Source organism: Microbacterium sp. OR16, from assembly GCF_047306725.1.
GTDB lineage: Bacteria > Actinomycetota > Actinomycetes > Actinomycetales > Microbacteriaceae > Microbacterium.
On the sequence record NZ_JAZEXK010000001.1, the window covers coordinates 184,331 to 209,668 of the forward strand.

A 25,338-nucleotide genomic window follows, 5' to 3' on the forward strand; every position below is an offset into this window, starting at 1 on the left:
GGTCGAGGGTGGCCTTTTACATCCTCAGACGAATCCTGCAGGCGATCCCCGTGTTCTTCGGTGCGACCCTGCTGATCTACTTCATGGTCTTCGCCATGCCCGGCGACCCCATCGCCGGACTGTTCGGCGACAAGCAGCCGAACCCCGCCGTGCTCGAGCGGCTGCGCGCCGAGTACCACCTGGACGAGCCGTTCCTCGTCCAGTACGGGTACTACATCGCCGGCATCTTCCGGCTCGACTTCGGCACGAGCTTCTCGGGCCAGGCCGTCTCCGACATCCTGGCGCGCACGTTCCCGGTCACCCTGCGCCTTGCGGTCATGGCGGTCGCCATCGCGTTCGTGCTCGCGATCATCATCGGCCTGTTCTCCGCGCTCGATAAGGGCGGCCTGTTCGACAACTCCATGCTCGTGCTGGCGCTGATCTTCATCGCCGTGCCGATCTTCGTGCTGTCTTTCCTGGCGCAGTACTTCCTCGCGGTGCAGCTCGGCTGGTTCAGGCCCACGGTGGGTGCGCGCAACGACTGGGGTGATCTCTGGCTGCCGGCGATCGTGCTCGGCTTCAGCGTCTACGCCACCAGCATGCGGCTGACCCGCGCGTCGACCATCGAGACCCTCGGGCAGGACTGGGTGCGCACGGCGTACAGCAAGGGCCTCTCGCGCCGCCGGGTCATCCCCGTGCACGTGCTGCGCAACTCGCTCATCCCGATGGTCACCGACCTCGGCACCGTCTTCGGCATCCTCATGGTCGGCGCGACCGTGACCGAGGGCATCTTCAACGTGCCCGGCGTCGGCAACACCCTCTACCAGGCGATCATCCGCGGCGAGAATCCGACAGTCGTGTCGTTCGTGACGGTGTTCGTCGTCGTGTACGTGCTCATCAACCTCGTCGTGGATCTTCTCTACGGCCTGCTCGACCCGAGGATCCGCTATGTCACGACCTGACCTCGACCGCGGCCACTACGTCGCGCCCGCGGACACCACATCGGTGCCCGTCGACGTCGTGCGCATCGACGCCAAGCCCAGCAACCTGTGGCTGGACGCATGGCGCGACCTGCGCCGCCGCCCGCTGTTCTGGATCTCGGCCGCCTTCGTGCTGCTGGTGATCATCGTCGCGCTCGCGCCGAGCCTGTTCACCAACGTGCCTCCGGCCAACGGCTGCGTGCTGTCGAAGAGCAACGCCGGGCCCGAGTCAGGGCATCCGTTCGGATTCACCCGTCAGGGCTGCGACGTGTACTCGCGCGTGATCTGGGGGACCCGCACCTCGCTCATCGTGGGTGCTCTGGCCACGGTGATCAGTACCATCGTCGGAATCGTCATGGGGGCTCTTGCCGGCTTCTACGGCGGCTGGCTCGACTCGGTGCTCTCCCGGGTGGGCGACATCTTCTTCACGATCCCGTACATCATCGCGGCGATCGTCGTGATGTCGGTGCTGCCGCAGCGCAACGAGATCGTGCTCGCCTTCGCGATCGGCGGCTTCGCCTGGGCATCGACGGCGCGCATCATGCGCGCTGAAGTGCTCCGGGTCAAACAGGCCGACTTCGTCATGGGGGCCGAGTCCATCGGCATGTCGAAGTTCAAGACGCTTCTCGTGCACGTGCTGCCCAACGCGATGGCCCCCGTCATCGTGGTCGCCACGCTTGCACTGGCGGGTGCCATCGTCGCCGAGGCGACGCTGTCGTTCCTCGGCGTCGGCCTCAGCGGCACCATGTCGTGGGGCCTGGACATCAGCCAGGCTCAGACCACCATCCGCACCGCGCCGATGGCGCTGTTCTGGCCGTCGCTGGCCCTGACCATCACCGTGCTGGCGTTCGTCACGCTCGGTGAGCTGCTGCGCGACGCCGTCGACCCGAAGGCGAGGGCCCAGCGATGAGCGAACCTCTGCTCAGCGTGCGCGACCTGCGCGTCGCATTCCGCAGCGGCAAGAAGATCCGCGAAGTGCTGCATGGCGTGAGCTTCGACATGATGGCGGGCGAGACGCTGGCGATCGTGGGGGAGTCGGGCTCGGGCAAGTCCACCACCGCGGCCGCCATCATCGGGCTGCTTCCCGGCACCGGACACGTCACGGGTGGCAGCATCACGCTCGACGGACGCGAGCTCACGACCGCGAAGCGGGCCGAGCTCGAGAACATCCGCGGCCGCGAGATCGGCTACGTCCCTCAGGATCCGATGTCGAATCTCAACCCCGTGTGGTCGATCGGCTTCCAGGTGAAGGAGGCGGTGCGCGCGAACGGACTGGCCCAGGGCCGTCAGGAGGTGCACGACCGCGCCGTCGAGGTGCTGCAGCAGGCGGGTCTCGCCGACGCCGCCCGCCGCATGCACCAGTTCCCGCACCAGTTCTCGGGTGGCATGAGACAGCGTGCGCTGATCGGCATCGGCCTCGCCGCCGATCCCCAGCTGCTGATCGCCGACGAGCCGACCAGTGCACTGGATGTGACCGTGCAGCGGGTGATCCTCGATCACCTGGCGAGCCTGACCAGCGAACGCGGCACCTCGGTGCTGCTGATCACGCATGATCTGGGTCTCGCCGGTGACCGCGCCGACCGCATCATCGTGATGAACCAGGGCGAGATCGTCGAGGCCGGACCCAGTACCGAGATCCTCTCCCGACCGCAGCACCCGTACACCCAGCGCCTGGTGGCCGCCGCGCCCAGCCTCGCATCCAAGCGGATCGGCGCCGTGACCACCCGGGAGGCGGATGCGGTCGATGCCGCGCCTGCCGTGGTGGAGGTGCGCGACCTCGTCAAGGAGTACTCGATCCGCAGCGGTGGCCTGCGCAGCGAGAAGTTCCTGGCGGTCGACGGCGTGTCGTTCTCGATTCCTCGGGGCAAGACGCTCGCTCTGGTGGGCGAATCGGGGTCCGGGAAGTCGACCGTCGCGAAGATGCTGCTGCAGCTCGAGAAGCCGACCGACGGTGAGATCCTCATCGACGGCGAGGCGACGAGCGCCATGTCGCGTGCGGAGGTCTTCGCACTGCGGCGGCGCATGCAGCCGGTCTTCCAGGACCCGTACGGTTCGCTCGACCCGCTGCGCAGCATCGGCAACCTCATCAGCGAGCCGCTGCAGGTGCACGGCATCGGCACGCGCGACGAGCAGCACAGGCGATCGCTCGAGCTGCTCGACCAGGTCTCGCTGCCGCGCGAGCTCGCCGAGCGGTATCCGAACGAGCTGTCCGGCGGTCAGCGCCAGCGCGTGGCCATCGCCAGGGCCCTCGCGCTCAAGCCGGACATCGTCGTGCTCGACGAGGCGGTGTCGGCGCTCGACGTGCTGGTGCAGGACCAGATCCTGCATCTGCTCTCCGACCTGCAGGACGAGCTCGGTCTGACGTACCTGTTCATCACGCACGACCTCGCCGTCGTGCGTGTGGCAGCAGACCTCGTGTGCGTGATGGAGAAGGGCAGGATCGTCGAACAGGGCACGGTCGACTCGATCTTCTCCGACCCGCAGGAGGAGTACACCCGTCGCCTGCTCGACGCGATCCCGGGCGCATCCCTGCCGCTGGGCGGCGCCGGCCTGTGACAGCCGAGCCTCCCAGGGCACCAGCCGGCGCCGCCTCGCTCCGCAGCCGGGGCGGGGTGGCGCTGCTGGTGATCTGCTCGATCGTCGCGGCGGTGCTGCTGGTCGACGCCGCGGTGCGAGCGGATGCCGTCACGGCGGCGCTGCTGGCTCCGTGGCCGCTGCTCGTGCTGTGGGCGGTGTACGTTCTCGGCGTGGCGTCCCGGGTGCGTGCCACTCGGGATGGTGTTCTCGTGCAGAACCTGCTGCGCACCGTCTTCGTGCCCTGGGCGCGGGTGCAGCAGATCCGGATGCGCTGGCAGATCGAGATCACTCTCGACGACGGCTCGCTGGTGACCTGCTTCGGCGGTCCCGCCAGGCGCCGGCCGCAGCGCCTCGGCCCTGGACGCACCAAGGAAGACGCCAACGGACGCGCTGACGATGCCGTGGCGGCGCTGCGCAAGGCGAAGGCGAGCGCGGTGAACGTCACGCCGGTCCCGCCCGTGCGACGAGGGTGGGACTTCCCGGCGATCATCGCCCTGCTCGTCCTCATCGCCTGGGCCGCGACGGCCGTGCTGGTCACGCGCGCCTGAGGCGAGCGACATTCAGCCGGAGAGACCGAACAGCGCCGGCCACGTATCGGCTGCCCACGGGTACCCGACGAAGACGATCGCGTCGATCGCGAAGTGCGCCACAAGGAACGGCATCAGACGCCCGGTCCGAGCGAACAGCCATCCGAACAGCAGCCCCATCGCGAGGTTGCCGACGAACGCACCGGGACCCTGGTAGAGGTGATAGGTGGCCCGCAGCGCGCTGGTCGCGACGATGATCGGCCACATGCCCCAGCCGAGCTGCCTGAGTCTGGCGAACAGGTAGCCGAGCACGACGAACTCCTCTTGGATCGATGCCCGAGCCGCCGACAGCAGCAGGACCGGCACCGTCCACCAGTGGGCGTCGAGGCCTGCCGGGTCGACGGCCACGAACCAGCCGAGCGCGCGGCCGACGAAGTAGAGCGCCATCCCCGGGATGCCGATGACGGCCACGAGCCCGAGGCCCCAGCCGACGTCGCGCGTGGGTCTCGTGCCGTCGAGTCCGAGCATCCCGAGATGCGGGCTGCGTGACCGCCAGAGCAGGAAGCAGACCAGCAGCACGGGCATGACGCCGAAGCCGATCGAAAGCAGCTGATAGATGAGGTCGAAGACCTCTCGGTCGCTGCGCGAGGGGTTCAGCGTCGCGGTCTGATCGGCCAGGGGAGTGGAGTCGGTGAGCCGGTAGGCGAGCTGTACGACCGCGTACACCGCCGACTGGCCGAGCCCCAGAGCGAGGACGATGCCGAGCTCCCACCACAGCCGCGTCCTGGTCGCCGTCACCCTCTTGATCGTAGATGCGACCGTTCGGATAGCTCAATCGGCCGCATCCACGCCCGATCGTCGCCATTTCGGCGATTCGAACGCGTCAGGCACTGTTCAGAGAGCGTGCGCTATTCTGGAACGTCGCTCTCGTTCATCCGGCGCACGCGGCACCCCATCTCACACCAAATCCGCATTGGACTTCTTGAATGGCGCACGCCCTCCGCTCTGACCTCCGAAACGTCGCGATCGTCGCACACGTCGACCACGGCAAGACCACGCTCGTCGATGCCATGCTCCGTCAGACCGGCTCGTTCGGCGAGCACGCGCACGTCGAAGAGCGCGCGATGGACTCGAACGACCTTGAGCGTGAGAAGGGCATCACGATCCTCGCCAAGAACACGGCGATCACCTACAACGGCAAGCACAGCGAGGGGCCGGTGACGATCAACGTCGTCGACACCCCCGGTCACGCCGACTTCGGCGGCGAGGTCGAGCGCGCGCTGTCGATGGTCGACGGCGTCGTGCTGCTGGTCGACTCCTCCGAGGGTCCGCTGCCGCAGACCCGCTTCGTGCTGCGTAAGGCGCTCGAGGCCAAGCTGCCCGTCATCCTGCTGGTCAACAAGACCGACCGCGGCGACGCCCGCATCGCCGAGGTCGAGGAAGAGGCGCACGACCTGCTGCTGGGCCTGGCCAGCGACCTGCAGGACGACGTGCCCGACCTCGACGTCGACGCGCTGCTCGACGTTCCGGTCGTCTACGCCTCCGGTCGCGCGGGAGCCGCTTCCCGCAACCGTCCCGCGAACGGCGAACTGCCCGACAACGACGATCTCGAGCCGCTGTTCGAGGCGATCCTCGAGCACGTGCCGGCCCCGTCGTACGACGACGAGGCTCCGCTGCAGGCGTGGGTCACCAACCTCGACTCGTCGGCCTTCCTCGGCCGCCTGGCGCTGCTGCGCATCTTCAACGGCACCCTGAAGAAGGGTCAGACCGTCGCCTGGGTGCGTCAGGACGGCACCACTCAGAACGCGCGCATCACCGAGCTGCTCATGACCAAGGCGCTCGAGCGCTACCCGGCCGAGTCGGCCGGGCCCGGCGACATCGCCGTCATCGCGGGCTTCTCGGACATCATGATCGGCGAGACCATCGCCGACCCGGAGGACGTGCGCCCGTTGCCGCAGATCTCGGTCGACGAGCCGTCGATCTCGATGACGATCGGCACGAACACTTCGCCGCTGGTCGGCAAGGTCAAGGGTCACAAGCTGACGGCTCGCATGGTGAAGGACCGTCTCGACCGTGAGCTGATCGGAAACGTGTCGCTGCGTGTGAACGACATCGGGCGTCCGGATGCGTGGGAGGTGCAGGGCCGCGGTGAGCTGCAGCTCGCCATCCTCGTCGAGAACATGCGCCGCGAGGGCTTCGAGCTCACCGTCGGCAAGCCACAGGTCGTCACCCGCAAGATCGACGGCAAGGTGCACGAGCCCTACGAGCACCTCACCATCGACGTGCCCGAGGAACACCTCGGCGCGGTGACGCAGCTGATGGCGAACCGTCGCGGCCGCATGGACAACATGGTCAACCACGGCACCGGCTGGATCCGCATGGAGTTCATCGTGCCCTCCCGCGGTCTGATCGGATTCCGCACCGAGTTCCTCTCGATCACCCGCGGCACCGGCATCGCCAACGCGATCTCGCACGGCTACGACGAATGGGCGGGCTCGATCGTCGCGCGTCAGAACGGCTCGATCGTCGCCGACCGCTCCGGCGTCGTGACCCCGTTCGCGATGATCGCCCTGCAGGAGCGCATGTCGTTCTTCGTCAAGCCCACCGAAGAGGTCTACGAGGGCATGGTCATCGGCGAGAACTCGCGCGCCGACGACATGGACGTGAACATCACCAAGGAGAAGAAGCTCACCAACATGCGCTCCTCCACGGCCGACACGTTCGAGTCGATGACCCCGCCGCGCATCCTGTCGCTCGAGGAGTCGCTCGAGTTCGCCCGCGAAGACGAGTGCGTCGAGGTGACGCCGGATGCCGTGCGCATCCGCAAGGTGATCCTCGACCAGACCACCCGCGGTCGCGAGGCGTCGCGCCTGAAGCGTCAGGACGCCAACGCCTGACCCGCCGGCAGTTCGTCGAGGCCCCCTCGCAGCATCCGCGCCCCTCCGGGCGGCGTCGCTGCACGGGGGCCTCAGCGTTGAAAGCGGGCGTCGACGCCGGGCATCGGGTCAGCCCGCGCGTGTGGAAAGTAACGAACGCATAACATACTTCCCCGAGTGCTGTGGCGCGTCATTCTCGGGAAGCGCGCACGTTCTGTCCAGATGAGAGCAGGGTGGCGTCCAGGTGCAGGGGACAGGCTTGTCTCTCGTGCCCGGGATACGGCGCTCCCGATGAGCGCGCCCCGAGGGGTCCGGGCCGTCGACAACCCGAAGGTCGAACCTCACCCCATGATCGATATCCAGAACACCCGTGCGCCCGAGCGCGTCGCACACCTGGCATCCGCCCCCTCCCGCATGCGGCGTCCGTTCATCGCCGTCGCCGTCGCCGCGGTGCTGACCGCCACGGCCGCGGCCGGCGCGGTCTTCGCCCCCGCCGCGATCGGCGCCATCCCCTCCGAGCACGCCCTCGAGCAGGCGGCCGACGCCGCGGACCACGGCAAGATCGCCCTGGTGAACGCCGAGTCGCTGAACAACGTGGTCGCCCAGGTCGAGTTCTCGCTGCCGACCGAGCAGACCGAGATCGACCTCAGCGAGCTGACGGCCGACGTGAAGAAGCTCGTGAAGACCGATCAGCTGTCGTCTGAGGAGGTCGCCGACCTCACGGCCGATGTGGTGCTGGGCACCACCATCGTCCAGTCGAAGACCTCCGACCTGCAGAACGCGCTGACCGCCGGGAAGGAAGCGGAGGCCGCACGCGTGGCTGCGGAGGCGGCGCGCGCGAAGGCGGAGGCCGAGCGCATCGCCGCCGAGGAAGCGGCACGACGAGCGGCTGAGGAGCAGGCTCGCCTGGCAGCGGCGAACACGCCCGAGGGCGCGAAGGCGACCGCGCGCGCCATGGCCGCTGAGCGCTACGGCTGGGGCGAGGGCGAGTTCTCGTGCCTGGCGAAGCTGTGGACCAAGGAGTCGGGCTGGAACTACCAGGCCTACAACTCCAACGGCGGGGCCACGGGCATCCCGCAGTCGCTTCCTGGGAGCAAGATGGCCAGCGCCGGCGCCGACTGGCGCACCAACGCCGCGACGCAGATCGCCTGGGGGCTGGGCTACATCGACCGCGCCTACGGCTCGCCGTGCGCGGCCTGGGGCCACTCGCAGGCGGTCAACTGGTACTGAGCCGCCGAGACGTCAGCGCAACTCCGACACCAGCACCGCGCTGGTGCCGGGGCTGCGCGCGTCGAAGATGTGCGGCGCGTCGCCGGCGTACGACAGGTAGTCGCCCGGCTGCAGCAGCTCGGGCGCCTCGTCGGGTCCGACCAGCGCCTCGCCGCTGATCAGCACGATGTGCTCGGTCGTGCCCGCATGGTGCGGCAGCGAGCGTTTGGGTTCGCCCGGCTCGGCCTGGATGAGGTAGATGTCGCGGCGCGTGCCCGGTGCCGCCGCAGACAGCAGTGTGGCGAGATAGGGGGATGCCGCTGACGGCACCCCCGCATGATCTCCGAGACGGATCAGTCGCGCCGTCGGCGCACGGTCGTCGACCAGGGTCGCGAACGGCACGCCCAATGCCACGCCGATGGCCCACAGCGTCTCGACGCTGGGGTTGCCGGATCCCCCTTCGAGCTGCGAGACGGTCGCCTTCGAGACTCCCGCTCGTCTGGCGAGCTCGGAGACCGATAAGCCGGCTCCCTCCCGCTCCCGGCGCAGGGCGAGGGCGAGACGTTCGCGTAGATCCATGTGTTCATTATGGCAAACGATCGTTCGATTTGACTGGACACCGATAGCTGTTCACAATGATGTCCATGCGTTCATTCGAGCGAACACGGCCGCCGGACCGCGCCAGCAGGGAGGTGTGGCGGGAGGGCCTCGCGGTCGCCATCGCCACCAGCGCGTACGGCATCTCGTTCGGCGCGCTGTCAGTGGCATCCGGGCTCGATGTCTGGCAGACCTGCGTGTTGAGCCTGCTGATGTTCACCGGCGGCTCGCAGTTCGCCTTCATCGGCGTCTTCAGTGCCGGCGGCATCGCGGCTCTTCCCTCGGCGATCGCATCGGCCGCGCTGCTCGGCGTGCGCAACGTCGCCTACGGCATGCGCATGTCATCGATCATCGGCGGCGGCTTCTGGCGCCGGGCGGCGGCCGCCCACGTCACCATCGACGAGTCGACAGCCGTCGCCATCTCGCAGGAGACGCCGCACCTGCGTCGTCTCGGGTTCTGGCTCACCGGCCTCGGGGTGCTCGTCGGCTGGAACCTCACGACGCTCGCCGGCGCCCTGCTGGGAGACGTGCTCGGCGACCCGAAGACGTGGGGCCTCGACGCGGCGGCCGCCGCCGCGTTCCTCGCGCTGCTCTGGCCGCGGCTCCGGGAACGGCAGGCGATCGCCGTCGGTGTGGCCGCCGCGGTCGTAGCCGCTGGCCTCACGCCCTTTCTCCTGCCCGGTCTCCCGGTGCTCGTCGCCGCGCTCGTCGCGGTCGTCATCGGATGGTTCAACTGGCTGGGGCGCCCAGGGACGACGGCGGAGGCGACGTCATGACGGTGTGGAGCGCTGTGCTGCTCGCGGCCTGCATCTGCGTCGGGCTGAAAGCCGCCGGGTACCTCGTGCCGGCCGGCCTGCTGGAGGCGCCAAGGCCGGCACGGATCTCGGATCTGCTCACCGTCGCCTTGCTGGGCGCGCTCGTCGCGGTGCAGTCGCTGGGCGCCGGGCAGGCGGTGATGGTGGATGCCAGGGTGCCGGCCGTCCTCGTCGCCGCCGGTCTGCTGTGGATGCGCCAGTCCTTCCTCGTCGTCGTCTTCGCCGCTGCGGCTGTGGCGGCGCTGCTGCGTCTGGTCGGGCTCGCCGGGTGACACGGGCTGCGTCAGGTGACGGACGGTGGCGCGCAGTAGGCTGACTCCGTGCGCAGAATGCTCTCCCGAGGCCTCTCGTGGCTCGCCGCGGCCCTGGTCGGTGCCGTCTACGGCATCGCCGCCACCATCGCGCACAGCTTCACAATCGGGCCGATCCCCGTCGGCTTGATCCTCGGCGGTGTCGCGTGCGCCGCGCTGCTGATCGCGCTGCGCGCGCTGACGGGAGATCGCTGGGCCGCGCTCGCCGCGGGATTGGGCATGATGGCGCTGCTGCTGGTGATCTCTCAGCGCGGACCGGGGGGATCGATCGTGGTGCCGAACACGGCCCTCGGCAATATCTGGATGTACGTCGCCGCAGGCATCGTCATGCTCGTCGTGGCGTGGCCGGACACCCGTCGGCTGAGGGATCTGTCGGCGAGTGCGGCGGCACCGCGGGGCGAGGCGCGCTGAGGAGTCGTAGACTGAAGCCGTGACGTACGTGATCGCCCTTCCCTGCGTCGATGTCAAGGATCGCGCCTGCATCGACGAATGCCCCGTGGACTGCATCTACGAAGGCGAGCGGATGCTGTACATCCACCCCGACGAGTGCGTGGACTGCGGCGCCTGCGAACCGGTCTGCCCCGTCGAGGCGATCTACTACGAAGACGACCTCCCCGAGGAATGGGCCGACTACTACAAGGCCAACGTCGAGTTCTTCGACGAGATCGGCTCTCCGGGCGGCGCATCCAAGGTCGGCGTCTACGACTTCGACCACCCGGTGATCAGCGTCCTGCCACCGCAGGGGGACTGAGTGGGGGTCCGGGATCTCGCGGACTACCCCTGGGACGCCGTCGTCCCCTATCGCGAGCGGGCGGCTCAGCATCCCGACGGCCTCGTCGACCTGTCGATCGGCTCGCCGGTCGACCCCACGCCCGAGGTGATCCGCCGCGCGCTCGCCGAGGCCACCGACGCGCACGCGTACCCGCAGACCGTCGGCACGGTCGATGTGCGCCACGCGATCGTCGACTGGTATGCCCGCCGGCGCGGCGTGCCCGGGCTCACCGAGGCGAACGTCATGCCGACGATCGGCTCGAAGGAGCTCGTCGCGCTGCTGCCTCTCCTGCTCGGCCTCGGTGCGGGCGATGTCGTCGTTCATCCTCGCGTCGCGTACCCGACATACGCCGTCGGTGCGGCGGTCGTCGGGGCGACGGCCGTCGCCGCCGACGACCCGGCTCAATGGCCCGAGGGTGCGAAGCTCATCTGGATCAACACCCCCGGCAACCCCGACGGGCGCACCTGGAACCTCGAGGCGCTGAGCGCCGCGGTGCGCCGCGCTCGCGAGCTCGGCGCCGTGCTGGCGAGCGACGAATGCTACGCCGAGCTCGGCTGGGACGGCCCGTGGCGGAGCCAGGCCATCCCGTCGGTGCTCGACCCGCGTGTCACAGGCGACAGCCGTGCGAACCTGCTCAGCGTCTACTCGCTCAGCAAGCAGTCCAATCTCGCCGGATACCGCGCCGCCTTCATCGCCGGCTGCTCGACGCTGATCGGCGACATCCTCGCTGCGCGCAAGCACCTCGGCCTGATGCCGCCCGCGCCGGTGCAGCACGCGATGGCCGTGGCCCTGCGTGATGACGAGCACGTCGCCGCGCAGAAGCAGCTCTATCGTCAGCGCCGCGACGCGCTGCTGCCGGCGCTCGTCGACGCCGGATTCCGCATCGACGGCTCCGAGGCGGGCCTGTACCTGTGGGCGACAGAGGGGCGTGATGCCTGGGAATCGATGGACCGCCTGGCGTCCCTCGGCATCCTCGCAGGGCCCGGCCACTTCTACGGCGAGCACTCCGCCCAGCACGTGCGTCTGTCGCTCACCGCGCCGCTCGAGCGCGTCGAGCAGGCCGCGGAGCGCCTGCGCGGGGCCGATCGCTGAGTTTTTTGTGTGTACCACGCCGTGATGACCCGCATCTCTTGGCGGATGTCACAGTAGGCCGAGGTCACGACTAGGCTGTAGGGGCGATGGGGTCTGCTGGACCGGCGCTGCGTGCGTCTTTCATCGCCCACGACGAGACGAACGCAGCAGGAGGTTGGCGTGAGCGCAGCTCAGCCCGAGAAGGCGACTCTTTCGATCGGCGACACCACGGCGGAGTTCCCCGTCGTCCGCGGAAGCAGCGGCACCGACAGCATCGACTTCTCGACGCTGACGCGTCAGACCGGCTACACCGGTCTCGACTACGGCTTCGTGAACACAGCATCCACCAAGTCGGCCGTCACCTTCATCGACGGCGATCAGGGCATCCTGCGCTACCGCGGATACCCGATCGAGCAGATCGCGAAGAACTGCAGCTACCTCGAGGTGGCCTGGCTGCTGATCTACGGCGAGCTGCCGACGGCGACCGAGCTCGCCGAGTTCGACGAGAAGATCCGCCGGCACACCCTGCTGCACGAGGATCTCAAGCATTTCTTCTCGGCTCTGCCGCACACCGCACACCCGATGTCGGTGCTCTCATCCGCGGTCGCGGCGCTGTCGACCTACTACGAGGGCCAGACCGACCCGCACAACCCCGAGCACGTCGAGCTGAACATGGTGCGCATGCTCGCCAAGCTGCCGGTCATCGCCGCGTACGCGCACAAGAAGAGCGTCGGACAGGCTTTCCTCTACCCCGACAACTCGCTGAGCTTCGTCGACAACTTCCTGAAGCTCAACTTCGGCGTGCACAGCGAGCCGTACGAGGTGAACCCGGTGATGTCGAAGGCGCTCGAGCTGCTGCTGATCCTGCACGAGGATCACGAGCAGAACGCCTCGACCTCTACCGTGCGTCTGGTCGGCTCGACGGGCGCGAACCAGTTCGCGTCGATCTCGGCCGGCATCCAGGCGCTCTCGGGCCCGCTGCACGGCGGGGCGAACGAGGCGGTGCTGACGATGCTCGGTCAGATCCGCGATTCCGGACAGAGCGTGCAGCGCTTCGTCGAGAGCGTGAAGAACAAGGAGGCCGGTGTGAAGCTGATGGGCTTCGGACATCGGGTCTACAAGAACTACGATCCGCGCGCGAAGCTCGTCAAGGAGGCCGCCGACGAGGTGCTCTCCGAGCTCGGCGTCACCGATCCGCTGCTCGACCTCGCCAAGGAGCTCGAGGAGATCGCGCTCGCCGACGACTACTTCAAGGAGCGCCGGCTCTACCCGAACGTCGACTTCTACACCGGCGTCATCTACAAGGCGATGGGCTTCCCGACACGCATGTTCACGGTGCTGTTCGCGATCGGCCGCCTGCCGGGCTGGCTGGCGCAGTGGCGTGAGCTGAACCTAGACCCGCAGACCAAGATCGGCCGCCCGCAGCAGCTCTACGTCGGGTCGCCCGAGCGCTCGTTCCCGGCGCGCTGAGTCCAGGAGATTCGTTTCGCGCCGAGAGGTGCTGACGGTGGCAGCGCTGTGCCGCGAACGGCGGCAGCGCTGTGCCGAGATGGTATCGGCGCCGTGCCTCGACGGTGGCGAGGCTGGCCGGATGCCGGATGCCGGATGCCGGATGCCGGATGCCGGATGCCGGATGCCGGATGCGGAACGCCTCGTGTGACGGCAGAACGGCCCGTCACGGGATTCCGTGACGGGCCGCTCCGAGTACGCAGTCGGGATCTGTTCGTCAGCGTCCCTGCGGCCGGCTGGCGCGGCGCGAGCCAGTGTGGGCGCGTCCCGCGCCGTGCTGCTGGCCCGTCGAGGGGCGGGCGGCGCCGTGGTCGCCCTGGCGCTGCTGGCCCGCGGGTGATCCGGTCTGGGTGGAGTAGCGCGGCTGGCTGCTCTGGGCGTGCGAGCGTGCGCGCTCGCGGCCGACATCCGTGCGCTGGGCCGTGTCGCCGGCGCGACCGGAGCGACGACGGCCGGAGCCGGAGCGTGCGCCGGACTGGCCGCCCGACTGCTGCGCAGGCTTCGCCTTCGGCTTGTTCTGCTGCTGAGTGACCGGGACGGTCTTGATCTTCGGGGCGCGCTCGCCGACCAGCTCGTCGACGATCGCGGGAGTCACGTCCTCCAGGCCCACCGTGATCTGCGCCTTGCGCAGGATGTCCTTCACGTCGCGGCGCTGCTCGGGCAGCATCAGCGTGACGACGGTGCCCGCAGCGCCGGCACGGGCGGTGCGGCCCGAGCGGTGCAGATACGCCTTGTGCTCGACGGGCGGGTCGACGTGCACGACCAGCTCGACGTCATCGACGTGCACGCCGCGCGCGGCGACGTCGGTCGCGACGAGCACACGCACGCCGCCGTTCGCGGGGTCCGCGCCGAACGCGGCGAGGTTGCGCTCGCGTGCGTTCTGACCGAGGTTGCCGTGCAGGTCGACCGACGGAATGCCCGCCGAGGTCAGCTGCTTGGCCAGCTTCTTGGCGTGGTGCTTCGTGCGGGTGAAGAGGATGCGACGGCCGAGGCCGGACGCTAGGTCCTCTACGAGCTTCTTCTTGGCATCCGCGTCGGAGGCGATGAGCACGCGGTGGGTCATCTCGCCGACGGGCACGCTGGCCTCGTCGACCTCGTGGCTGACCGGATCGCTGAGGAACCGCTTCGCGAGTGCGTCGATGCCGCGGTCGAGGGTCGCACTGAACAGCAGACGCTGCCCGCCGGCCGGGGTGGCCGCGAGGATGCGGGTGACGCCGGGCAGGAAGCCGAGGTCGGCCATGTGATCGGCCTCGTCGAGCACGGCGACCTCGACGCCGCCGAGCGAGACGACGCCCTGCTTCATGAGGTCTTCGAGGCGGCCGGGGCAGGCCACGACGATGTCGACGCCGCTGCGCATCGCCTGCTCCTGCGGGCGCTGCGAGACGCCGCCGAACACGGTGGTGACGCGCATGCCGACGGCCTCGGCGAGCGGCTTGATGGTCGCGGCGATCTGGGTGGCGAGCTCGCGGGTCGGCGCGAGCACGAGACCGCGGGGGCGGCCGGGCTGGCGGCGCGTGCCGGACGAGGCGAGACGGGCCACCAGCGGCAGGGCGAAGGCGATGGTCTTGCCGCTGCCGGTGCGCCCACGGCCGAGCAGGTCGCGGCCCGCGAGGGAATCGGGAAGGGTGTCGCGCTGGATGGCGAACGGCTCGGTCTTGCCGTCGGCGGCCAGAACGTCAGCCAGCGCGGCGGGCACGCCGAGATCGAGGAAGGAAGGCATAGGAGTATCTCCGGGAAGGCGCAGCGTGGCTGCGGAAGTGGGCGACGGCGCGGGATCGCGCATCGTTTCGCCGCTCGAGTGACCGCGACCGGGTGCCGGTGCGGAGGGGTATCGACGACGCAGACGTCTCGCTTCGCGAGGGGCGTCGACTCAAGCCTAACAGCAGCCGCGACCGCGAGCCTGAGGGCGAGTCGTGCGCACCCGACAGCAGCGGCGACCGCGAGCCTGAGCGCGCGTCGTGCGCACCCGACAGCAGCCGCGACCGCGGGCCTCAGCGCGCACCGTCGTCAGGCGTGTAGCATCTCGTTCAGCGTCACCCCGTGACCCGAGCGCTGCACGACCTCCACGGCGCCGCTCAGCGAGTTGCGACGGAACAGCAGCCCGCTGCGGCCCGAGAGCTCGGCGGCCTTGACCATCGGCCGCTCGCCGTCTGCCGGGGCCTGCGCATCGGCGATGACGACTTTGGTGCCCGCCGTCAGATAGAGCCCCGCTTCGACGATGCAGTCGTCGCCCAGCGAGATGCCGATTCCCGCGTTGGCTCCCAGCAGCGTGCGCGCGCCGATCGATACGCGGTGCTGCCCACCGCCGGAGAGCGTGCCCATGATGGATGCGCCGCCGCCGATGTCGCTGCCGTCGCCGACGACCACGCCCTGCGAGATGCGGCCCTCCACCATCGACGCGCCGAGGGTGCCGGCGTTGAAGTTCACGAAGCCCTCGTGCATGACCGTGGTGCCGGGGGAGAGGTGGGCGCCGAGGCGAACCCGCGACGCGTCCGCGATGCGCACGCCTGCGGGCTGCACGTAGTCGGTGAGCCGGGGGAACTTGTCGAGCCCCTGCACCTGGATGCCGTGCCGCTGCAGCACCGGTCGAAGCCTGGCGGCATCCGCGGGGCGCATCGGTCCGGCGTTGGTCCACGCGACGGTGGGCAGGTGGCCGAAGATGCCGTCGAGGCTGAGCTCGTTGGGGCGCACGAACAGGTGCGACAGGGCGTGCAGACGCAGGTAGGCGTCGGCCGTGGAGGCCACGGGCGCGTCGAGATCGATGGTGAGCTGCACGACCTCGATCGTCACCCCGCGGCGTTCGTCGTCGTCGGCGAAAGCGCCCCAGGTGGATGCCGCGGCTGCGGCGTCATCGGGCTCCTGCGCGCCGAGGCCGAGCTCGGGGTACCAGGCGTCGAGGACGGTGCCGTCGGATGCGATCGTGCTCAGGCCGATGCCCCAGACCGTGCGTGCGGTGCTCATCCCTCTACGGTACGGGGCCATGCCGATTCGCGGCGGGATATGTCGGCGTGGCTAGGCTGGGCGCATGGCGCTGGACCTGACTGCATCCTCTCTCGATCTCACTCGCACGATCTGCGACATCCCCAGCGTCTCCGGCGATGAGCGGTCGCTGGCCGATCAGATCGAGACGGCGATCCGGGCTCACTCGCACCTCGAGGTGGTGCGCCATGGCAACACGGTGGTCGCCCGCACGGATCTCGGCAGGGCTCAGCGCGTGGTCATCGCCGGACACATCGACACCGTGCCGATCAACGGCAACGTGCCCACCCGCGACGTCGAGATCGACGGCGAGGGGTACCTGTGGGGGCGCGGCACGGTCGACATGAAGGCCGGCGTGGCGGTGCAGCTCAAGCTGGCAGCCGAGCTCACCGACCCCTCGGTCGACATCACATGGATGTGGTACGACAACGAGGAGGTCGACGCTTCGCTGAACGGTCTCCACCTGCTCGCCGAGGCGCGCCCCGACCTGTTCGCCGCCGACTTCGCCATCCTGGGCGAGCCCTCAGACGGGCGCGTCGAGGGCGGCTGCAACGGCACGCTCCGCGCGGTCGTCCGCGTGCGCGGCGTGCGTGCGCACAGCGCACGCTCGTGGATCGGCGAGAACGCCATCCACGCGGCGGCTCCGATCCTCACGCGGCTGGCGGAATACCGCGCTCGGGAGATCGCGGTCGAGGGGCTGGGCTACCGCGAGGGTCTCAACGCGGTCAGCATCCGCGGCGGCGTCGCAGGCAACGTCATCCCCGACCTGTGCGAGGTCGAGGTCAACTACCGCTTCGCGCCGAGCAAGAGCGTCGCCGACGCCGAGGCTCACGTGCGTGCTGTGTTCGCGGGGTTCGAGGTCGAGATCCTCGATGCGGCCGGGGGCGCTCGTCCGGGACTGGACGCGCCGATCGCGCAGCAGTTCCTCGCCGCGGTCGGGGGAGAGGCGCACGCCAAGTACGGCTGGACCGATGTCGCGCGCTTCTCTGCCATGGGGGTTCCCGCGGTGAACTACGGTCCGGGCGATCCGCATCTCGCGCACCACGACGAGGAGCGCGTGCCCGTCGCGCAGACCGAGGATGTCGAACGCGGACTGCGCGCGTGGCTTACCGCCCGCTGACCAGCGTGCTGCGCGGATGGGTGCGCACGCCGGTTCCGGCTCGCATCGCGGTCATCTACCTGCTGTCCCGGCTGGTGACGACGGGGTACTTTGCGCTCGCCGCGGCCGGCTCGAGCCCGGCATCCCGCTTCGGCGCGACGCCCACGCTGGGTGATTACGCGGCGGGCTGGGACGCCCAGTGGTACTGGACGGTCGCGACTTTCGGCTACCCGACGGCGCTGCCGGTGAACGAGGCCGGCCAGGTGCTCGAGAACGCCTGGGCGTTCATGCCGGTGTACGCCCATCTCGCGCGGGTCGCCGGGTTCGGCGACTGGGTGGCGGGGGCCGTGCTGGTGTCGCTCACGTCCGGCTATCTGGCCTGTCTCGCCCTGTTCCGCCTGCTGCGCGCCCGGATCGGCGCCGCGGCGGCGCTGTGGGCGGTGGCATTCTTCGCGAGCGGGCCGCTCGCCGCACTGTTCCAGGTGGGCTACGCCGAGAGCCTGTTCGTGCTGCTGCTGCTCGTGGCGCTCGATCTGGTCTCGCGTCGTCGATACGGGTGGCTGTACCTCGTGGTCCCGGTGATGGGCTTCACCCGGCCGGGAGTGCTGGCTTTCGCCCTGTTCCTCGGGCTGCACGGCATCTCGCGATGGGTGTCGCGCGAGCGGCATCCGCTGCCGGCGAAGGACGTCGCGCACATCGTCGCGCTCGGCGTGCTCACGACGGCGGTCGGCTTCGCGTGGCAGGTGATCGCCGGGCTCGTCACCGGCGACCCGGGCGCGTATCTGAAGACCGAGCTGTCGTGGCGCCGCAACTGGCTGACGGACCCGTCTGCGGATTTCGTCCCGTTCGAGGGCTTCGTTCGCGGTGCCGAGTTCTGGGCCGGGCAGTGGGGGATGCCCGCCTGGGCGGGCTGGATGATCCTTGCGGTTCTGGTGACCGGCGCCGGGTACGCCCTGCTGCGCGCGCGCAGCGTGCGGCGGCTCGGCCTCGACATCCGGCTGTGGAGCGCGAGCTACCTGCTGTACCTGCTGGCCGTGTTCTTCCCGCAGTCGAGCACCTTCCGCCTGCTCTTCCCGCTGACGCCGCTCGCCGGAGCACTCGCGGTGCCCCGCTCCCGCGTGTACCGGTGGGGGATGCTGCTGCTCTGCCTGCTGCTGCAGTGGGCCTGGATCCTCGCGATGTACGGCTCGGCGCAGACGTACTGGCAGATCCCGTGACGCGGATGTGACGCGCGTAACACCGAAGGCGGAGGCTACCGATAAACTTGACCCATACCACCGAGGGAAAGGGTGCCACGATGGCAGCGATGAAGCCGAGGACCGGCGACGGACCGATGGAGGCCGTGAAGGAGGGGCGACTCATCATCGTGCGGGTGCCGCTCGAGGGCGGCGGCCGTCTGGTCGTCTCCGTGAACGACGCAGAGGCGAAGGAGCTTCACGACGTGCTGGGCGCCGTCGTGAGCGCCTGACCTCCCGATGAGAGGGGCGGTGGATCTACGGATCCACCGCCCCTCTGTCGTCCGGGCCGAGTCGTCCGGGCCGTGTTCCGGGATCTGCTCGCGTGCTACTCGGCGATGCGGGCGAGCTGCAGCAGCCCCTCGCCGACGGTGGAGAGGGCGGCCAGCACCGCCTGTGACTCCTGCGTCTCCTGCACCAGCGAACGGTACGCGCTGGTGACCCCGTCGCGCTGCACGGGGTCGGCCACGCGGCCGCCCTGCAGCACCCGCGGCACGAGAACCAGCCCGCCGGTGCGCACGAGGCGCAGGCCGTGCTCGACGTACTCGATGACGTTCTCGGGGTCGGCGTCGATGAAGACGATGTCGTAGGCGCCCTCGTTCATGCGCGGCAGCACGTCGGACGCGCGGCCGGTGATGAAGCGACCGCGGGCGGCGGGCACCCGCGCGTCGGTGAACGCCTGGCGAGCGGCGGCGAGATGCTCGCGCTCGTTGTCGATGGTCGTGAGCACCGCCTGCGGTGCTCCGCGCAGCAGCCACAGGCCGGAGACTCCGGCGCCGGTGCCGATCTCGAGGACCGACCGGGCGGCGCTCGCGGCGGCCAGCACCGCGCACTGCGCTCCCACGGCGGCGCTGATCGGGGCGGCTCCGAGCTCCAGGGCGTGGGCGCGCGCGCGTGCGATCGCGGCGGGCTCCACGATGGTCTCTCGCGCGAATCGGGCGTTCGCGTCGTGCTCGCTCATGGGGTCTCTCCTCGGAAAAGCTTGTGGTCACCAGCGTAAGCGGGCGGGGCGGATCACGCGGTGAGGCGCGGCGGGTAGCCTGGGGGGATGGAACTGGGGTTGACCTTCGACAAGCTGCTGCTGATCGGGCTTGTCGCTGTCATCATCATCGGCCCCGAGCGTCTGCCGAAGGCCGCCGAGTCGTTCGCCAAGTTCGTGCGCCGCGCGGGGGAGTACCTCCGCGAGACCAAGAGCAGGATGCGTGATGAGCTGGGTCCGGAGATCGACGAGGTCGACTGGCGCAAGCTGGACCCGCGCCAGTACGACCCGCGCCGGATCATCCGCGACGCGCTGTTCGAAGAGCCGGAGTTCGAGGCGAAGCCGGTCTCGACGACCACCGCCGTCGCGACCGACCCGGTCGCCCCGGTGCGGCCGCGGATGACGAGGACGTACTTCTCCCGACAGACTCCGCCGCCGTTCGACGTCGAGGCCACCTGACCGTCGTTCATCCGACTCTGCTCAGCCGACGCTGCTCGGCCGGCTCTGCTCATCCGACGCTGCTCAGTCGACTCTGCTCAGCTGAGCCGAAGGGGAAGGGATCGGCCGGAGAGGCCTCGCCCCCGGTGGGCGATCCGCTGCGCGACGTCGTCGATCGCCCGCGCCGCGATGTCGTCGGGCTCGCCGAGCACGACCGGGACGCCCTGGTCGCCGCCGCGGCGCAGCGCCGGGCTGAGCGGGATGGATGCCAGCAGCGGAACCTCATCGCCGTCGGCGCTGAGCGCGCGGGCGACCTCGGCTCCACCGCCCGCGCCGAACAGGTCGAGCAGGGTTCCGTCGGGAAGGGCGAACGCGGCCATGTTCTCGATCACGCCGATCACCCGCTGACCGGTCTGCCTGGCTACGAGGCCGCTGCGGATCGCGACGTCGGCCGCGGCCGGCTGCGGGGTGGTGACGACCAGCACCTCGGCGTGCGGCAGGATCTGCCCGATCGAGATCGCGATGTCTCCGGTGCCCGGGGGCATGTCGATGAGCAGCACGTCGAGGTCGCCGAAGAACACGTCGGTGAGGAACTGCTGCACGGTGCGGTGCAGCATCGGTCCGCGCCACGCGACCACGGTTTCGCCGTCGCGCAGGAACATGCCGATCGACACGGTCTTCACATCGTGGGCGACAGGCGGAAGCATCAGGTCGTCGATTCGGGTGGGCTGAGTGCCCGGCGCGATGCCGAGCAGCCCCGGGATCGAGAAGCCGTGCACGTCGGCATCCACCAGTCCGACCCGCAGCCCCTGGCGGGCTAGTGCGACGGCGAGGTTCGCGGTGACGGTGGACTTGCCGACGCCGCCCTTCCCGCTCGAGACGAGGATCACCCGCGTCAGCGAGTCCGGCCCGAACGGCATCTGCCGGGCGGGACGACCGTCGCGCAGCTTCTCGGTGAGCGCTCGCCGCTCGTCCGGGGTCATCACGCCGACCTCGACGGTGACGTCGGCGATCCCGGGGACGGAAGCTGCGGCATCCCTGACGTCCTGCTCGATGCGCTGGGCGGCCGGGCATCCGACGATCGTGAGCACGATCCCGACCCGCGCCGTCGTTCCGTCGACGTCGATGTCGCGCACCATGTCGAGGTCGCCGATCGGGCGTCGCAGCTCGGGGTCGGTGACGGCGGCGACCGCCGCACGCACGCGGTCAGCGAGCGTCATGGCGCCCCTCCGCCGCGCGCTCGTCGTCGCCCAGGTCGGCGAGCAGCGCCTTCAGCTCCTGCCGCAGCACGTCGCGCGTGATCTGCTGGTTCGAGCGCTCTTCGAGGGCCATGCGCAGGGCGACGATCTCGCGGGCGAGGTACTCGGTGTCGGCGAGGTTGCGCTCGGCGCGCTGACGATCCTGCTCGATCTGCACGCGGTCGCGGTCGTCCTGTCGGTTCTGCGCGAGCAGGATAAGCGGTGCGGCGTACGAGGCCTGCAGCGAAAGGATCAGCGTGAGTGCGGTGAAGCCGAGGGCGGCTGAGTCGAAACGCCACCACCCGTTCTGCTCCGCCAGCATCGTGTATCCGATCCAGAGCGCGCAGAAGAGCGTGAGGATCGTGAGGAAGGTCGGGGTGCCCATCGCGCGGGCGACCCACTCGGTGAAGCGGCCGAACCGGTCGCGCGAGGGCGTCTGTGTGCGGGTGACCCCGCGGGTGCCAGGGGTGTCGAGGCGCGCGGTGCGCGAGGTGCGCGCCATCATCGGGCGCCCGCCGTCGGCTCGTCGGCGTCGTGGGTTCGCCAGTCATCGGGCAGCAGGTAGTCGAGCACGTCGTCGACGCTGATCGCGCCCACCAGACGATGCGCGCTGTCGATCACGGGCAGCGAGACGAGGTCGTAGCTGGCGAGCATGCGCGCGACCTCGGCCGCCGAGGCGGTGACGGCGACGGGCTCGACGGACTCGTCGAGGATCGCCCCGAGCCGCTCGTGCGGGGGATAGCGCAGCATCTTCTGGAAGTGCACGACGCCGAGCAGCCGCCCCGTCGGCGTCTCGAAGGGCGGCAGCGTGACGAACACGGCTGCGGCCAGGGCCGGGTGCAGCTCGTGGCGTCGGATGAGCGCCAGCGCCTCGGCGACGGTCGCGTCGGCCGACAGGATGATCGGCTCGGGGGTCATCAGACCGCCGGCGGTGTCGGCGCCGTAGCGCAGCAGATTCCTGACGTCCTCCGCCTCCTCCGGGTCCATCAGGGTGAGCAGGTGCTCGAGTCGTTCCGGGGGCAGCTGGGCGAGCAGGTCGGCCGCGTCGTCGGGCTCCATCTCGTCGAGCACGTCGGCGGCGCGTTCGTCGCCCAGCCGATCGAGGATGCCGACCTGGTCGTCTTCGGGCATCTCCTCGAGCGCGTCGGCGAGCCGCTCGTCGGGCAGCTCCTCGGCGACCTCGATGCGGCGCTCCTGCGGGAGGTCGAGCAGGGTGGTGGCGAGGTCGGCGGCGTGCAGCTCGGAGTAGGTGGCGACGAGCTGCTCGGCGGACTGGGCTTCGCCCGGCTCTCGCAGCTCGGCGACCTCGTTCCATGCGGCAAATGTGGTCGGCCCCTTGGCGAAGGGCGATGCGCTGGTCTTCGCCTTGCGCAGGAACAGCTGGGTGATGCCCCATTCGCCGTGGCGATCCTGCTCGATCGCGACGTCCTCTACGACGGCCGTGGTTCCGCCGTCGACGAGGCTGACCCGGCGGCCGAGGAACTCGGCGACGACGCGCACCTCGCCGGGGCGCGGCTGGAAGCGGCGCACGTTGATCAGACCGGTGCTGATGACCTGACCCGCTCGGATCGACGTCACCCGGCCTATCGAGAGGAACACGTGCCGGCGTCCGGGGATCTCGATGACCAGTCCGATCACGCGCGGGGAGGCCGTCTTGCGGTACACGATGACGACGTCGCGCACCTTGCCGAGTCGATCGCCCACGGGGTCGAAGACGGCGCATCCTGCCAGACGTGCGACGAAGACCCGTTGTGTGCTCACGCGTCAAGCGTAGTCCGCGGGGCCGCTGTGGGCCGGGCGGGTGACGGCGCATAGGGGTCGATGGGACAATGGCCGGATGAGCATGCTGAATCGACCGGGAAAAGGCACCGATCTCGGCGAGGTGATCGCCTCGACGAAGGACTACGAGGCCGCCCAGAAGATCGTCTCGAAGCTGATCGCGGGCGAGGTGCCCGCGCGTGACATCGCCATCGTCGGCGAGGGTGTGCGCACGGTCGAGCGCGTGACCGGCAAGCTCGGATACGCGGCCGCCGCGCGGTCGGGCGCGACCAACGGCGTGCTGATCGGTCTGCTGCTGTCGGCTGTGATGCTGTTCGGCACCCCGGATGCCCCGATCTCGCTCTTCCTCGGCTTCCTGCTCATCGGTGTCGCGCTGGGCATGATCATGAGCCTGGTGACGTACTCGATCGTGCGCCGTCGTCGCGACTTCGCGAGCATGATGCAGATGCTCGCCGACCACTACGAGGTGCGGGTGCAGCCGGCGTCGCTGACGAAGGCGCGAGGCGTCGTGGGGCCCGAGCGACCGCAGACGGTTCGTCCGCCGGTCGACCTCAGCGAGCCGCCGCGGTACGGCGAGCGCGTTCCGCCGACGGGGCAGACCGATCCCGCTGCTCCGGGTGGACCGGTGTCTCCGTCGCCGCAGCCTGTCGCTGATCCTGCTCCCGTCGCTGATCCTGCGCCTGGTGCGTCTCCTGCGCCGGGTTCGGATCCCGCACCTGGTTCAGATCCGGCGCCTGGTGCGTCTCCTGCGCCGGGTTCGGATCCCGCCCCTGGTTCAGATCCGGCGCCCGGTGCGTCTCCTGCGCCGGGTTCGGATCCCGCCTCTGGTTCTTCTCCTGCTCCGGGCATCGACCCCGTTCCGGGGTCTGACCCCGCTCCCGGTCGGGGCTCTGCTCCCGGATCCGACCCTGCTCCCGGATCCGACCCCGCTCCCGCGCCGAACCCTGCTCCCGGGTCGACCGGCGGGCCGGTCGTTCCTCCGAAGCCGCCCCTCCCTGGGGCGGAGCCCGGCATCGATGGACCCGCCAGCCCGGCTGATCCGGCTCCGGGCATCCCCGCGGCGCCGAAGCCCGGAGTCGGCAGCGACCTGTCGAATCCGACCGACCCGCGATGACGGGTTCGAGTGGCCAGGCGACGGGCGCTTCGGCGTGGGCGCTGGGGCTGCTCGTGTTGCTTCCGATCCCGTTCCTCGGATCTCTGGGAGCCGGCGGTGGAATGATCGCGGCCTACGGGTCGCTGTCGCGACAGGGTCCGCTGGCGAAGAGGAACGCGGCTCTCGCGCGCTCGTGGGGGCGGCTGTTCCTGATCGTGTCGACGGCGCTGCTGCTCGTGCAGTTGAGCTTGGGGCTCGTGCGGATGACGCAGTCGAGCGCTCCTGCACCCGGCTTTTTGCCGCACGCCATCCCGCTGCTGCTGTACGTGCTCGTGTGCGTCGTGCACCTCGTGGTCGTGCTGTTCGCGCTGCGGCGCGCGCGGCGCGGTGAGGTTGTTCGCCTTCCGTTCGCGCGGAGCGTCTGATGTCCGTAGCGGTGGATCTGCCGTCCGGCGCAGCGTCGGTGACGACGGCGTGGGAGGAGCCGGATGGCGAGTCGCGCGGTGTCATCGCGATTGCGCACGGAGCCGGTGCGGGCATGGATCATCCCTTCCTGGTCGGATTCGCCGCGGCGCTGCGTGACGCGGGGTTCACGACTCTGAGATTCAATTTCCCCTACGTGGAGGCGGGTCGGCGGATGCCCGGCCCCGCCGCGCACGCCGTGCTCACCTGGCGAGCCGTGGTGGCGTCGATCCGTTCCGAGCGCCCCGAGGCCGGGATCTGGGCGTGCGGCAAGTCGTACGGCGGCAGGATGGCGTCGATGGCTGTCGCGGACGGTCTCGACGTGGATGGGCTCGTGTACCTCGGGTACCCGTTGCATCCGCCCGGCAGGCCCGATAAGCCGAGGGTCGAGCATCTGCCCGCCGTGCGTGCGCCCCAGCTGTTCGTGGAGGGCACGAACGACCCGTTCGTGCAGCCGCTGTCGCAGCTGGAGGAGGCTGTGGCGTCGTGTCGGGATGCCCGGATCACGTGGATCGACGGTGGTGGGCACTCGTTCGAGGTCAAGGGCGTCAAGCGGACGGCTGACGTCGTCGGCGCGGGTCTGGCGCCGTTGGTGGTGGCGTTCATCGACGAGGTCGAGCGCCGCTGACGCGTAGTCGCGCCGGACAGTGCTGGATGCGTCGAGGTTGAGCCGAGTGCGTCGAAGTTGCGCGAGTGGGTCGAGGTTGCGCGAGTGCGTCGAGGCGCTTTGAGTAGGTCGGGTTTGCGCTGGGCACGTCGCGGTCCCACTTAGTGCGCCGAGGGTACCGGATGGGTCCAGGTTGCGCTGAGTGC

28 protein-coding genes are annotated in these 25,338 nt (G+C 69.7%); 20 read left to right on the top strand and 8 right to left on the bottom strand.

Going from position 1 to position 25,338, the window contains the following annotated elements; translation table 11 throughout:
• Positions 1-8 precede the first annotated feature (8 nt).
• The 4 genes from V2S05_RS00915 to V2S05_RS00930 are packed head-to-tail and all read left to right on the top strand — an operon-like array spanning position 9 to position 4,084.
• Positions 9-941 (top strand): ABC transporter permease, encoded by a 933-nt coding sequence (locus V2S05_RS00915; protein WP_413633389.1) that lies wholly within the window; start codon positions 9-11, stop codon positions 939-941.
• Positions 928-1,869 carry an ABC transporter permease gene (locus V2S05_RS00920; protein ID WP_271638138.1) on the top strand — a complete coding sequence of 314 codons (942 nt, stop codon included), beginning with the start codon at positions 928-930 and terminating at the stop codon, positions 1,867-1,869. Before V2S05_RS00915 ends, V2S05_RS00920 begins: the two co-directional genes overlap by 14 nt.
• Positions 1,866-3,515 carry a dipeptide ABC transporter ATP-binding protein gene (locus V2S05_RS00925; protein ID WP_271638137.1) on the top strand — a complete coding sequence of 550 codons (1,650 nt, stop codon included), beginning with the start codon at positions 1,866-1,868 and terminating at the stop codon, positions 3,513-3,515. The genes V2S05_RS00920 and V2S05_RS00925 overlap by 4 nt, the downstream gene beginning before the upstream one ends.
• 56 nt (positions 3,516-3,571) lie before the next feature.
• Entirely contained in the window at positions 3,572-4,084 is a 513-nt protein-coding gene (locus V2S05_RS00930) for a PH domain-containing protein (RefSeq protein ID WP_413633390.1), read from the top strand.
• A 12-nt stretch (positions 4,085-4,096) separates the two neighbouring features.
• Here V2S05_RS00930 and V2S05_RS00935 read toward each other — a convergent pair whose 3' ends face one another.
• Positions 4,097-4,861, bottom strand: a complete 765-nt coding sequence (locus V2S05_RS00935; RefSeq protein WP_413633392.1) for a CPBP family intramembrane glutamic endopeptidase — start codon at positions 4,859-4,861, stop codon at positions 4,097-4,099.
• Positions 4,862-5,049: 188 nt separating this feature from the next.
• Here V2S05_RS00935 and typA point away from each other — a divergent pair, with 188 nt between their 5' ends.
• Complete coding sequence (typA, locus tag V2S05_RS00940) at positions 5,050-6,960, top strand: translational GTPase TypA (RefSeq protein ID WP_271638134.1); 1,911 nt, start codon at positions 5,050-5,052, stop codon at positions 6,958-6,960.
• Positions 6,961-7,287: 327 nt separating this feature from the next.
• On the top strand, positions 7,288-8,169 hold the full coding sequence (locus V2S05_RS00945) for a phospholipase (protein ID WP_413633394.1): 882 nt from the start codon (positions 7,288-7,290) through the stop codon (positions 8,167-8,169).
• A 12-nt stretch (positions 8,170-8,181) separates the two neighbouring features.
• On the opposite strand, the gene V2S05_RS00950 is transcribed toward V2S05_RS00945, so the two are convergent.
• On the bottom strand, positions 8,182-8,727 hold the full coding sequence (locus V2S05_RS00950) for a helix-turn-helix domain-containing protein (protein ID WP_271638132.1): 546 nt from the start codon (positions 8,725-8,727) through the stop codon (positions 8,182-8,184).
• Between the two features lie 65 nt (positions 8,728-8,792).
• Between V2S05_RS00950 and V2S05_RS00955 the strand changes: the two genes are divergently transcribed.
• From V2S05_RS00955 to V2S05_RS00985, 7 genes are all read left to right on the top strand, one after another.
• The gene (locus V2S05_RS00955) at positions 8,793-9,521 is read left to right on the top strand and encodes an AzlC family ABC transporter permease (RefSeq protein WP_413633395.1); all 729 of its coding nucleotides are present in this window, start codon (positions 8,793-8,795) and stop codon (positions 9,519-9,521) included.
• Positions 9,518-9,832 (top strand): AzlD domain-containing protein, encoded by a 315-nt coding sequence (locus V2S05_RS00960; protein WP_271638130.1) that lies wholly within the window; start codon positions 9,518-9,520, stop codon positions 9,830-9,832. The genes V2S05_RS00955 and V2S05_RS00960 overlap by 4 nt, the downstream gene beginning before the upstream one ends.
• 57 nt (positions 9,833-9,889) lie before the next feature.
• A complete protein-coding gene (locus tag V2S05_RS00965; RefSeq protein WP_413635191.1) occupies positions 9,890-10,282 on the top strand; it encodes a histidinol dehydrogenase in 393 nt (130 codons plus the stop codon).
• A gap of 19 nt (positions 10,283-10,301) precedes the next feature.
• Entirely contained in the window at positions 10,302-10,622 is a 321-nt protein-coding gene (gene fdxA / locus V2S05_RS00970) for a ferredoxin (protein ID WP_271638129.1), read from the top strand.
• Positions 10,623-11,735: a succinyldiaminopimelate transaminase gene (gene dapC, locus V2S05_RS00975; RefSeq protein ID WP_413633398.1), complete on the top strand. Its 1,113-nt coding sequence runs from the start codon at positions 10,623-10,625 to the stop codon at positions 11,733-11,735.
• Positions 11,736-11,894: 159 nt separating this feature from the next.
• Positions 11,895-13,184 carry a citrate synthase gene (locus V2S05_RS00980; protein ID WP_271638125.1) on the top strand — a complete coding sequence of 430 codons (1,290 nt, stop codon included), beginning with the start codon at positions 11,895-11,897 and terminating at the stop codon, positions 13,182-13,184.
• A gap of 37 nt (positions 13,185-13,221) precedes the next feature.
• Positions 13,222-13,374, top strand: a complete 153-nt coding sequence (locus V2S05_RS00985) for a hypothetical protein (RefSeq protein WP_413633400.1) — start codon at positions 13,222-13,224, stop codon at positions 13,372-13,374.
• Between the two features lie 66 nt (positions 13,375-13,440).
• Here V2S05_RS00985 and V2S05_RS00990 read toward each other — a convergent pair whose 3' ends face one another.
• Together V2S05_RS00990 and dapD are read right to left on the bottom strand one after the other, a co-directional pair.
• A complete protein-coding gene (locus V2S05_RS00990; protein ID WP_413633402.1) occupies positions 13,441-14,943 on the bottom strand; it encodes a DEAD/DEAH box helicase in 1,503 nt (500 codons plus the stop codon).
• Positions 14,944-15,230: 287 nt separating this feature from the next.
• On the bottom strand, positions 15,231-16,184 hold the full coding sequence (dapD, locus tag V2S05_RS00995) for a 2,3,4,5-tetrahydropyridine-2,6-dicarboxylate N-succinyltransferase (protein WP_413633404.1): 954 nt from the start codon (positions 16,182-16,184) through the stop codon (positions 15,231-15,233).
• A 64-nt stretch (positions 16,185-16,248) separates the two neighbouring features.
• On the opposite strand from dapD, the gene dapE reads away from it, so the two are divergent.
• The 3 genes from dapE to V2S05_RS01010 all read left to right on the top strand — a co-directional run bounded on the left by dapE (position 16,249) and on the right by V2S05_RS01010 (position 18,769).
• Positions 16,249-17,322: a succinyl-diaminopimelate desuccinylase gene (dapE, locus tag V2S05_RS01000; protein WP_413633405.1), complete on the top strand. Its 1,074-nt coding sequence runs from the start codon at positions 16,249-16,251 to the stop codon at positions 17,320-17,322.
• Positions 17,304-18,518 carry a hypothetical protein gene (locus tag V2S05_RS01005; protein ID WP_413633406.1) on the top strand — a complete coding sequence of 405 codons (1,215 nt, stop codon included), beginning with the start codon at positions 17,304-17,306 and terminating at the stop codon, positions 18,516-18,518. Before dapE ends, V2S05_RS01005 begins: the two co-directional genes overlap by 19 nt.
• A gap of 80 nt (positions 18,519-18,598) precedes the next feature.
• The gene (locus tag V2S05_RS01010) at positions 18,599-18,769 is read left to right on the top strand and encodes a DUF3117 domain-containing protein (RefSeq protein ID WP_071644972.1); all 171 of its coding nucleotides are present in this window, start codon (positions 18,599-18,601) and stop codon (positions 18,767-18,769) included.
• 95 nt (positions 18,770-18,864) lie between these two features.
• Here the strand turns inward: V2S05_RS01010 and V2S05_RS01015 are convergent, their stop codons facing one another.
• A complete protein-coding gene (locus V2S05_RS01015) occupies positions 18,865-19,497 on the bottom strand; it encodes an O-methyltransferase (protein WP_413633408.1) in 633 nt (210 codons plus the stop codon).
• Between the two features lie 87 nt (positions 19,498-19,584).
• Here V2S05_RS01015 and V2S05_RS01020 point away from each other — a divergent pair, with 87 nt between their 5' ends.
• A complete protein-coding gene (locus tag V2S05_RS01020) occupies positions 19,585-19,974 on the top strand; it encodes a twin-arginine translocase TatA/TatE family subunit (protein ID WP_413633409.1) in 390 nt (129 codons plus the stop codon).
• 77 nt (positions 19,975-20,051) lie between these two features.
• Here the strand turns inward: V2S05_RS01020 and V2S05_RS01025 are convergent, their stop codons facing one another.
• From V2S05_RS01025 to V2S05_RS01035, 3 genes are read right to left on the bottom strand one after another with little or no spacing between them, the layout of a single operon-like run.
• Positions 20,052-21,173, bottom strand: a complete 1,122-nt coding sequence (locus V2S05_RS01025; RefSeq protein ID WP_413633410.1) for an Mrp/NBP35 family ATP-binding protein — start codon at positions 21,171-21,173, stop codon at positions 20,052-20,054.
• Positions 21,160-21,693 carry a DUF1003 domain-containing protein gene (locus tag V2S05_RS01030; protein ID WP_413635192.1) on the bottom strand — a complete coding sequence of 178 codons (534 nt, stop codon included), beginning with the start codon at positions 21,691-21,693 and terminating at the stop codon, positions 21,160-21,162. The genes V2S05_RS01025 and V2S05_RS01030 overlap by 14 nt, the downstream gene beginning before the upstream one ends.
• Entirely contained in the window at positions 21,693-22,952 is a 1,260-nt protein-coding gene (locus V2S05_RS01035; RefSeq protein WP_271638114.1) for a magnesium transporter, read from the bottom strand. Before V2S05_RS01035 ends, V2S05_RS01030 begins: the two co-directional genes overlap by 1 nt.
• Before the next feature lie 76 nt (positions 22,953-23,028).
• Between V2S05_RS01035 and V2S05_RS01040 the strand changes: the two genes are divergently transcribed.
• Genes V2S05_RS01040 through V2S05_RS01050 form a run of 3 tightly spaced genes read left to right on the top strand, consistent with a single transcriptional unit; the run spans position 23,029 to position 25,153 of the window.
• A complete protein-coding gene (locus tag V2S05_RS01040; protein ID WP_413633412.1) occupies positions 23,029-24,084 on the top strand; it encodes a general stress protein in 1,056 nt (351 codons plus the stop codon).
• Positions 24,081-24,488, top strand: a complete 408-nt coding sequence (locus V2S05_RS01045) for a hypothetical protein (protein ID WP_413633413.1) — start codon at positions 24,081-24,083, stop codon at positions 24,486-24,488. The genes V2S05_RS01040 and V2S05_RS01045 overlap by 4 nt, the downstream gene beginning before the upstream one ends.
• On the top strand, positions 24,488-25,153 hold the full coding sequence (locus tag V2S05_RS01050) for an alpha/beta family hydrolase (protein WP_413633415.1): 666 nt from the start codon (positions 24,488-24,490) through the stop codon (positions 25,151-25,153). Before V2S05_RS01045 ends, V2S05_RS01050 begins: the two co-directional genes overlap by 1 nt.
• The last annotated feature ends 185 nt before the right edge of the window (positions 25,154-25,338 follow it).

Excerpts from the sequence above, each read along its gene's own strand:
- dapE (WP_413633405.1), top strand. The coding sequence starts at position 16,249 with ATGGCGCTGGACCTGACTGCATCCTCTCTCGATCTCACTCGCACGATC.
- V2S05_RS00945 (WP_413633394.1), top strand. The coding sequence starts at position 7,288 with ATGATCGATATCCAGAACACCCGTGCGCCCGAGCGCGTCGCACACCTG.
- V2S05_RS01020 (WP_413633409.1), top strand. The coding sequence starts at position 19,585 with ATGGAACTGGGGTTGACCTTCGACAAGCTGCTGCTGATCGGGCTTGTC.
- typA (WP_271638134.1), top strand. The coding sequence starts at position 5,050 with ATGGCGCACGCCCTCCGCTCTGACCTCCGAAACGTCGCGATCGTCGCA.
- V2S05_RS01015 (WP_413633408.1), bottom strand. The coding sequence starts at position 19,497 with ATGAGCGAGCACGACGCGAACGCCCGATTCGCGCGAGAGACCATCGTG.
- V2S05_RS01010 (WP_071644972.1), top strand. The coding sequence starts at position 18,599 with ATGGCAGCGATGAAGCCGAGGACCGGCGACGGACCGATGGAGGCCGTG.
- V2S05_RS01045 (WP_413633413.1), top strand. The coding sequence starts at position 24,081 with ATGACGGGTTCGAGTGGCCAGGCGACGGGCGCTTCGGCGTGGGCGCTG.
- V2S05_RS00955 (WP_413633395.1), top strand. The coding sequence starts at position 8,793 with ATGCGTTCATTCGAGCGAACACGGCCGCCGGACCGCGCCAGCAGGGAG.
- V2S05_RS00960 (WP_271638130.1), top strand. The coding sequence starts at position 9,518 with ATGACGGTGTGGAGCGCTGTGCTGCTCGCGGCCTGCATCTGCGTCGGG.
- V2S05_RS01050 (WP_413633415.1), top strand. The coding sequence starts at position 24,488 with ATGTCCGTAGCGGTGGATCTGCCGTCCGGCGCAGCGTCGGTGACGACG.
- V2S05_RS01030 (WP_413635192.1), bottom strand. The coding sequence starts at position 21,693 with ATGGCGCGCACCTCGCGCACCGCGCGCCTCGACACCCCTGGCACCCGC.
- V2S05_RS00950 (WP_271638132.1), bottom strand. The coding sequence starts at position 8,727 with ATGGATCTACGCGAACGTCTCGCCCTCGCCCTGCGCCGGGAGCGGGAG.
- V2S05_RS00990 (WP_413633402.1), bottom strand. The coding sequence starts at position 14,943 with ATGCCTTCCTTCCTCGATCTCGGCGTGCCCGCCGCGCTGGCTGACGTT.
- dapD (WP_413633404.1), bottom strand. The coding sequence starts at position 16,184 with ATGAGCACCGCACGCACGGTCTGGGGCATCGGCCTGAGCACGATCGCA.
- V2S05_RS01040 (WP_413633412.1), top strand. The coding sequence starts at position 23,029 with ATGAGCATGCTGAATCGACCGGGAAAAGGCACCGATCTCGGCGAGGTG.
- V2S05_RS00925 (WP_271638137.1), top strand. The coding sequence starts at position 1,866 with ATGAGCGAACCTCTGCTCAGCGTGCGCGACCTGCGCGTCGCATTCCGC.
- V2S05_RS00920 (WP_271638138.1), top strand. The coding sequence starts at position 928 with ATGTCACGACCTGACCTCGACCGCGGCCACTACGTCGCGCCCGCGGAC.
- V2S05_RS01025 (WP_413633410.1), bottom strand. The coding sequence starts at position 21,173 with ATGACGCTCGCTGACCGCGTGCGTGCGGCGGTCGCCGCCGTCACCGAC.
- V2S05_RS00965 (WP_413635191.1), top strand. The coding sequence starts at position 9,890 with ATGCTCTCCCGAGGCCTCTCGTGGCTCGCCGCGGCCCTGGTCGGTGCC.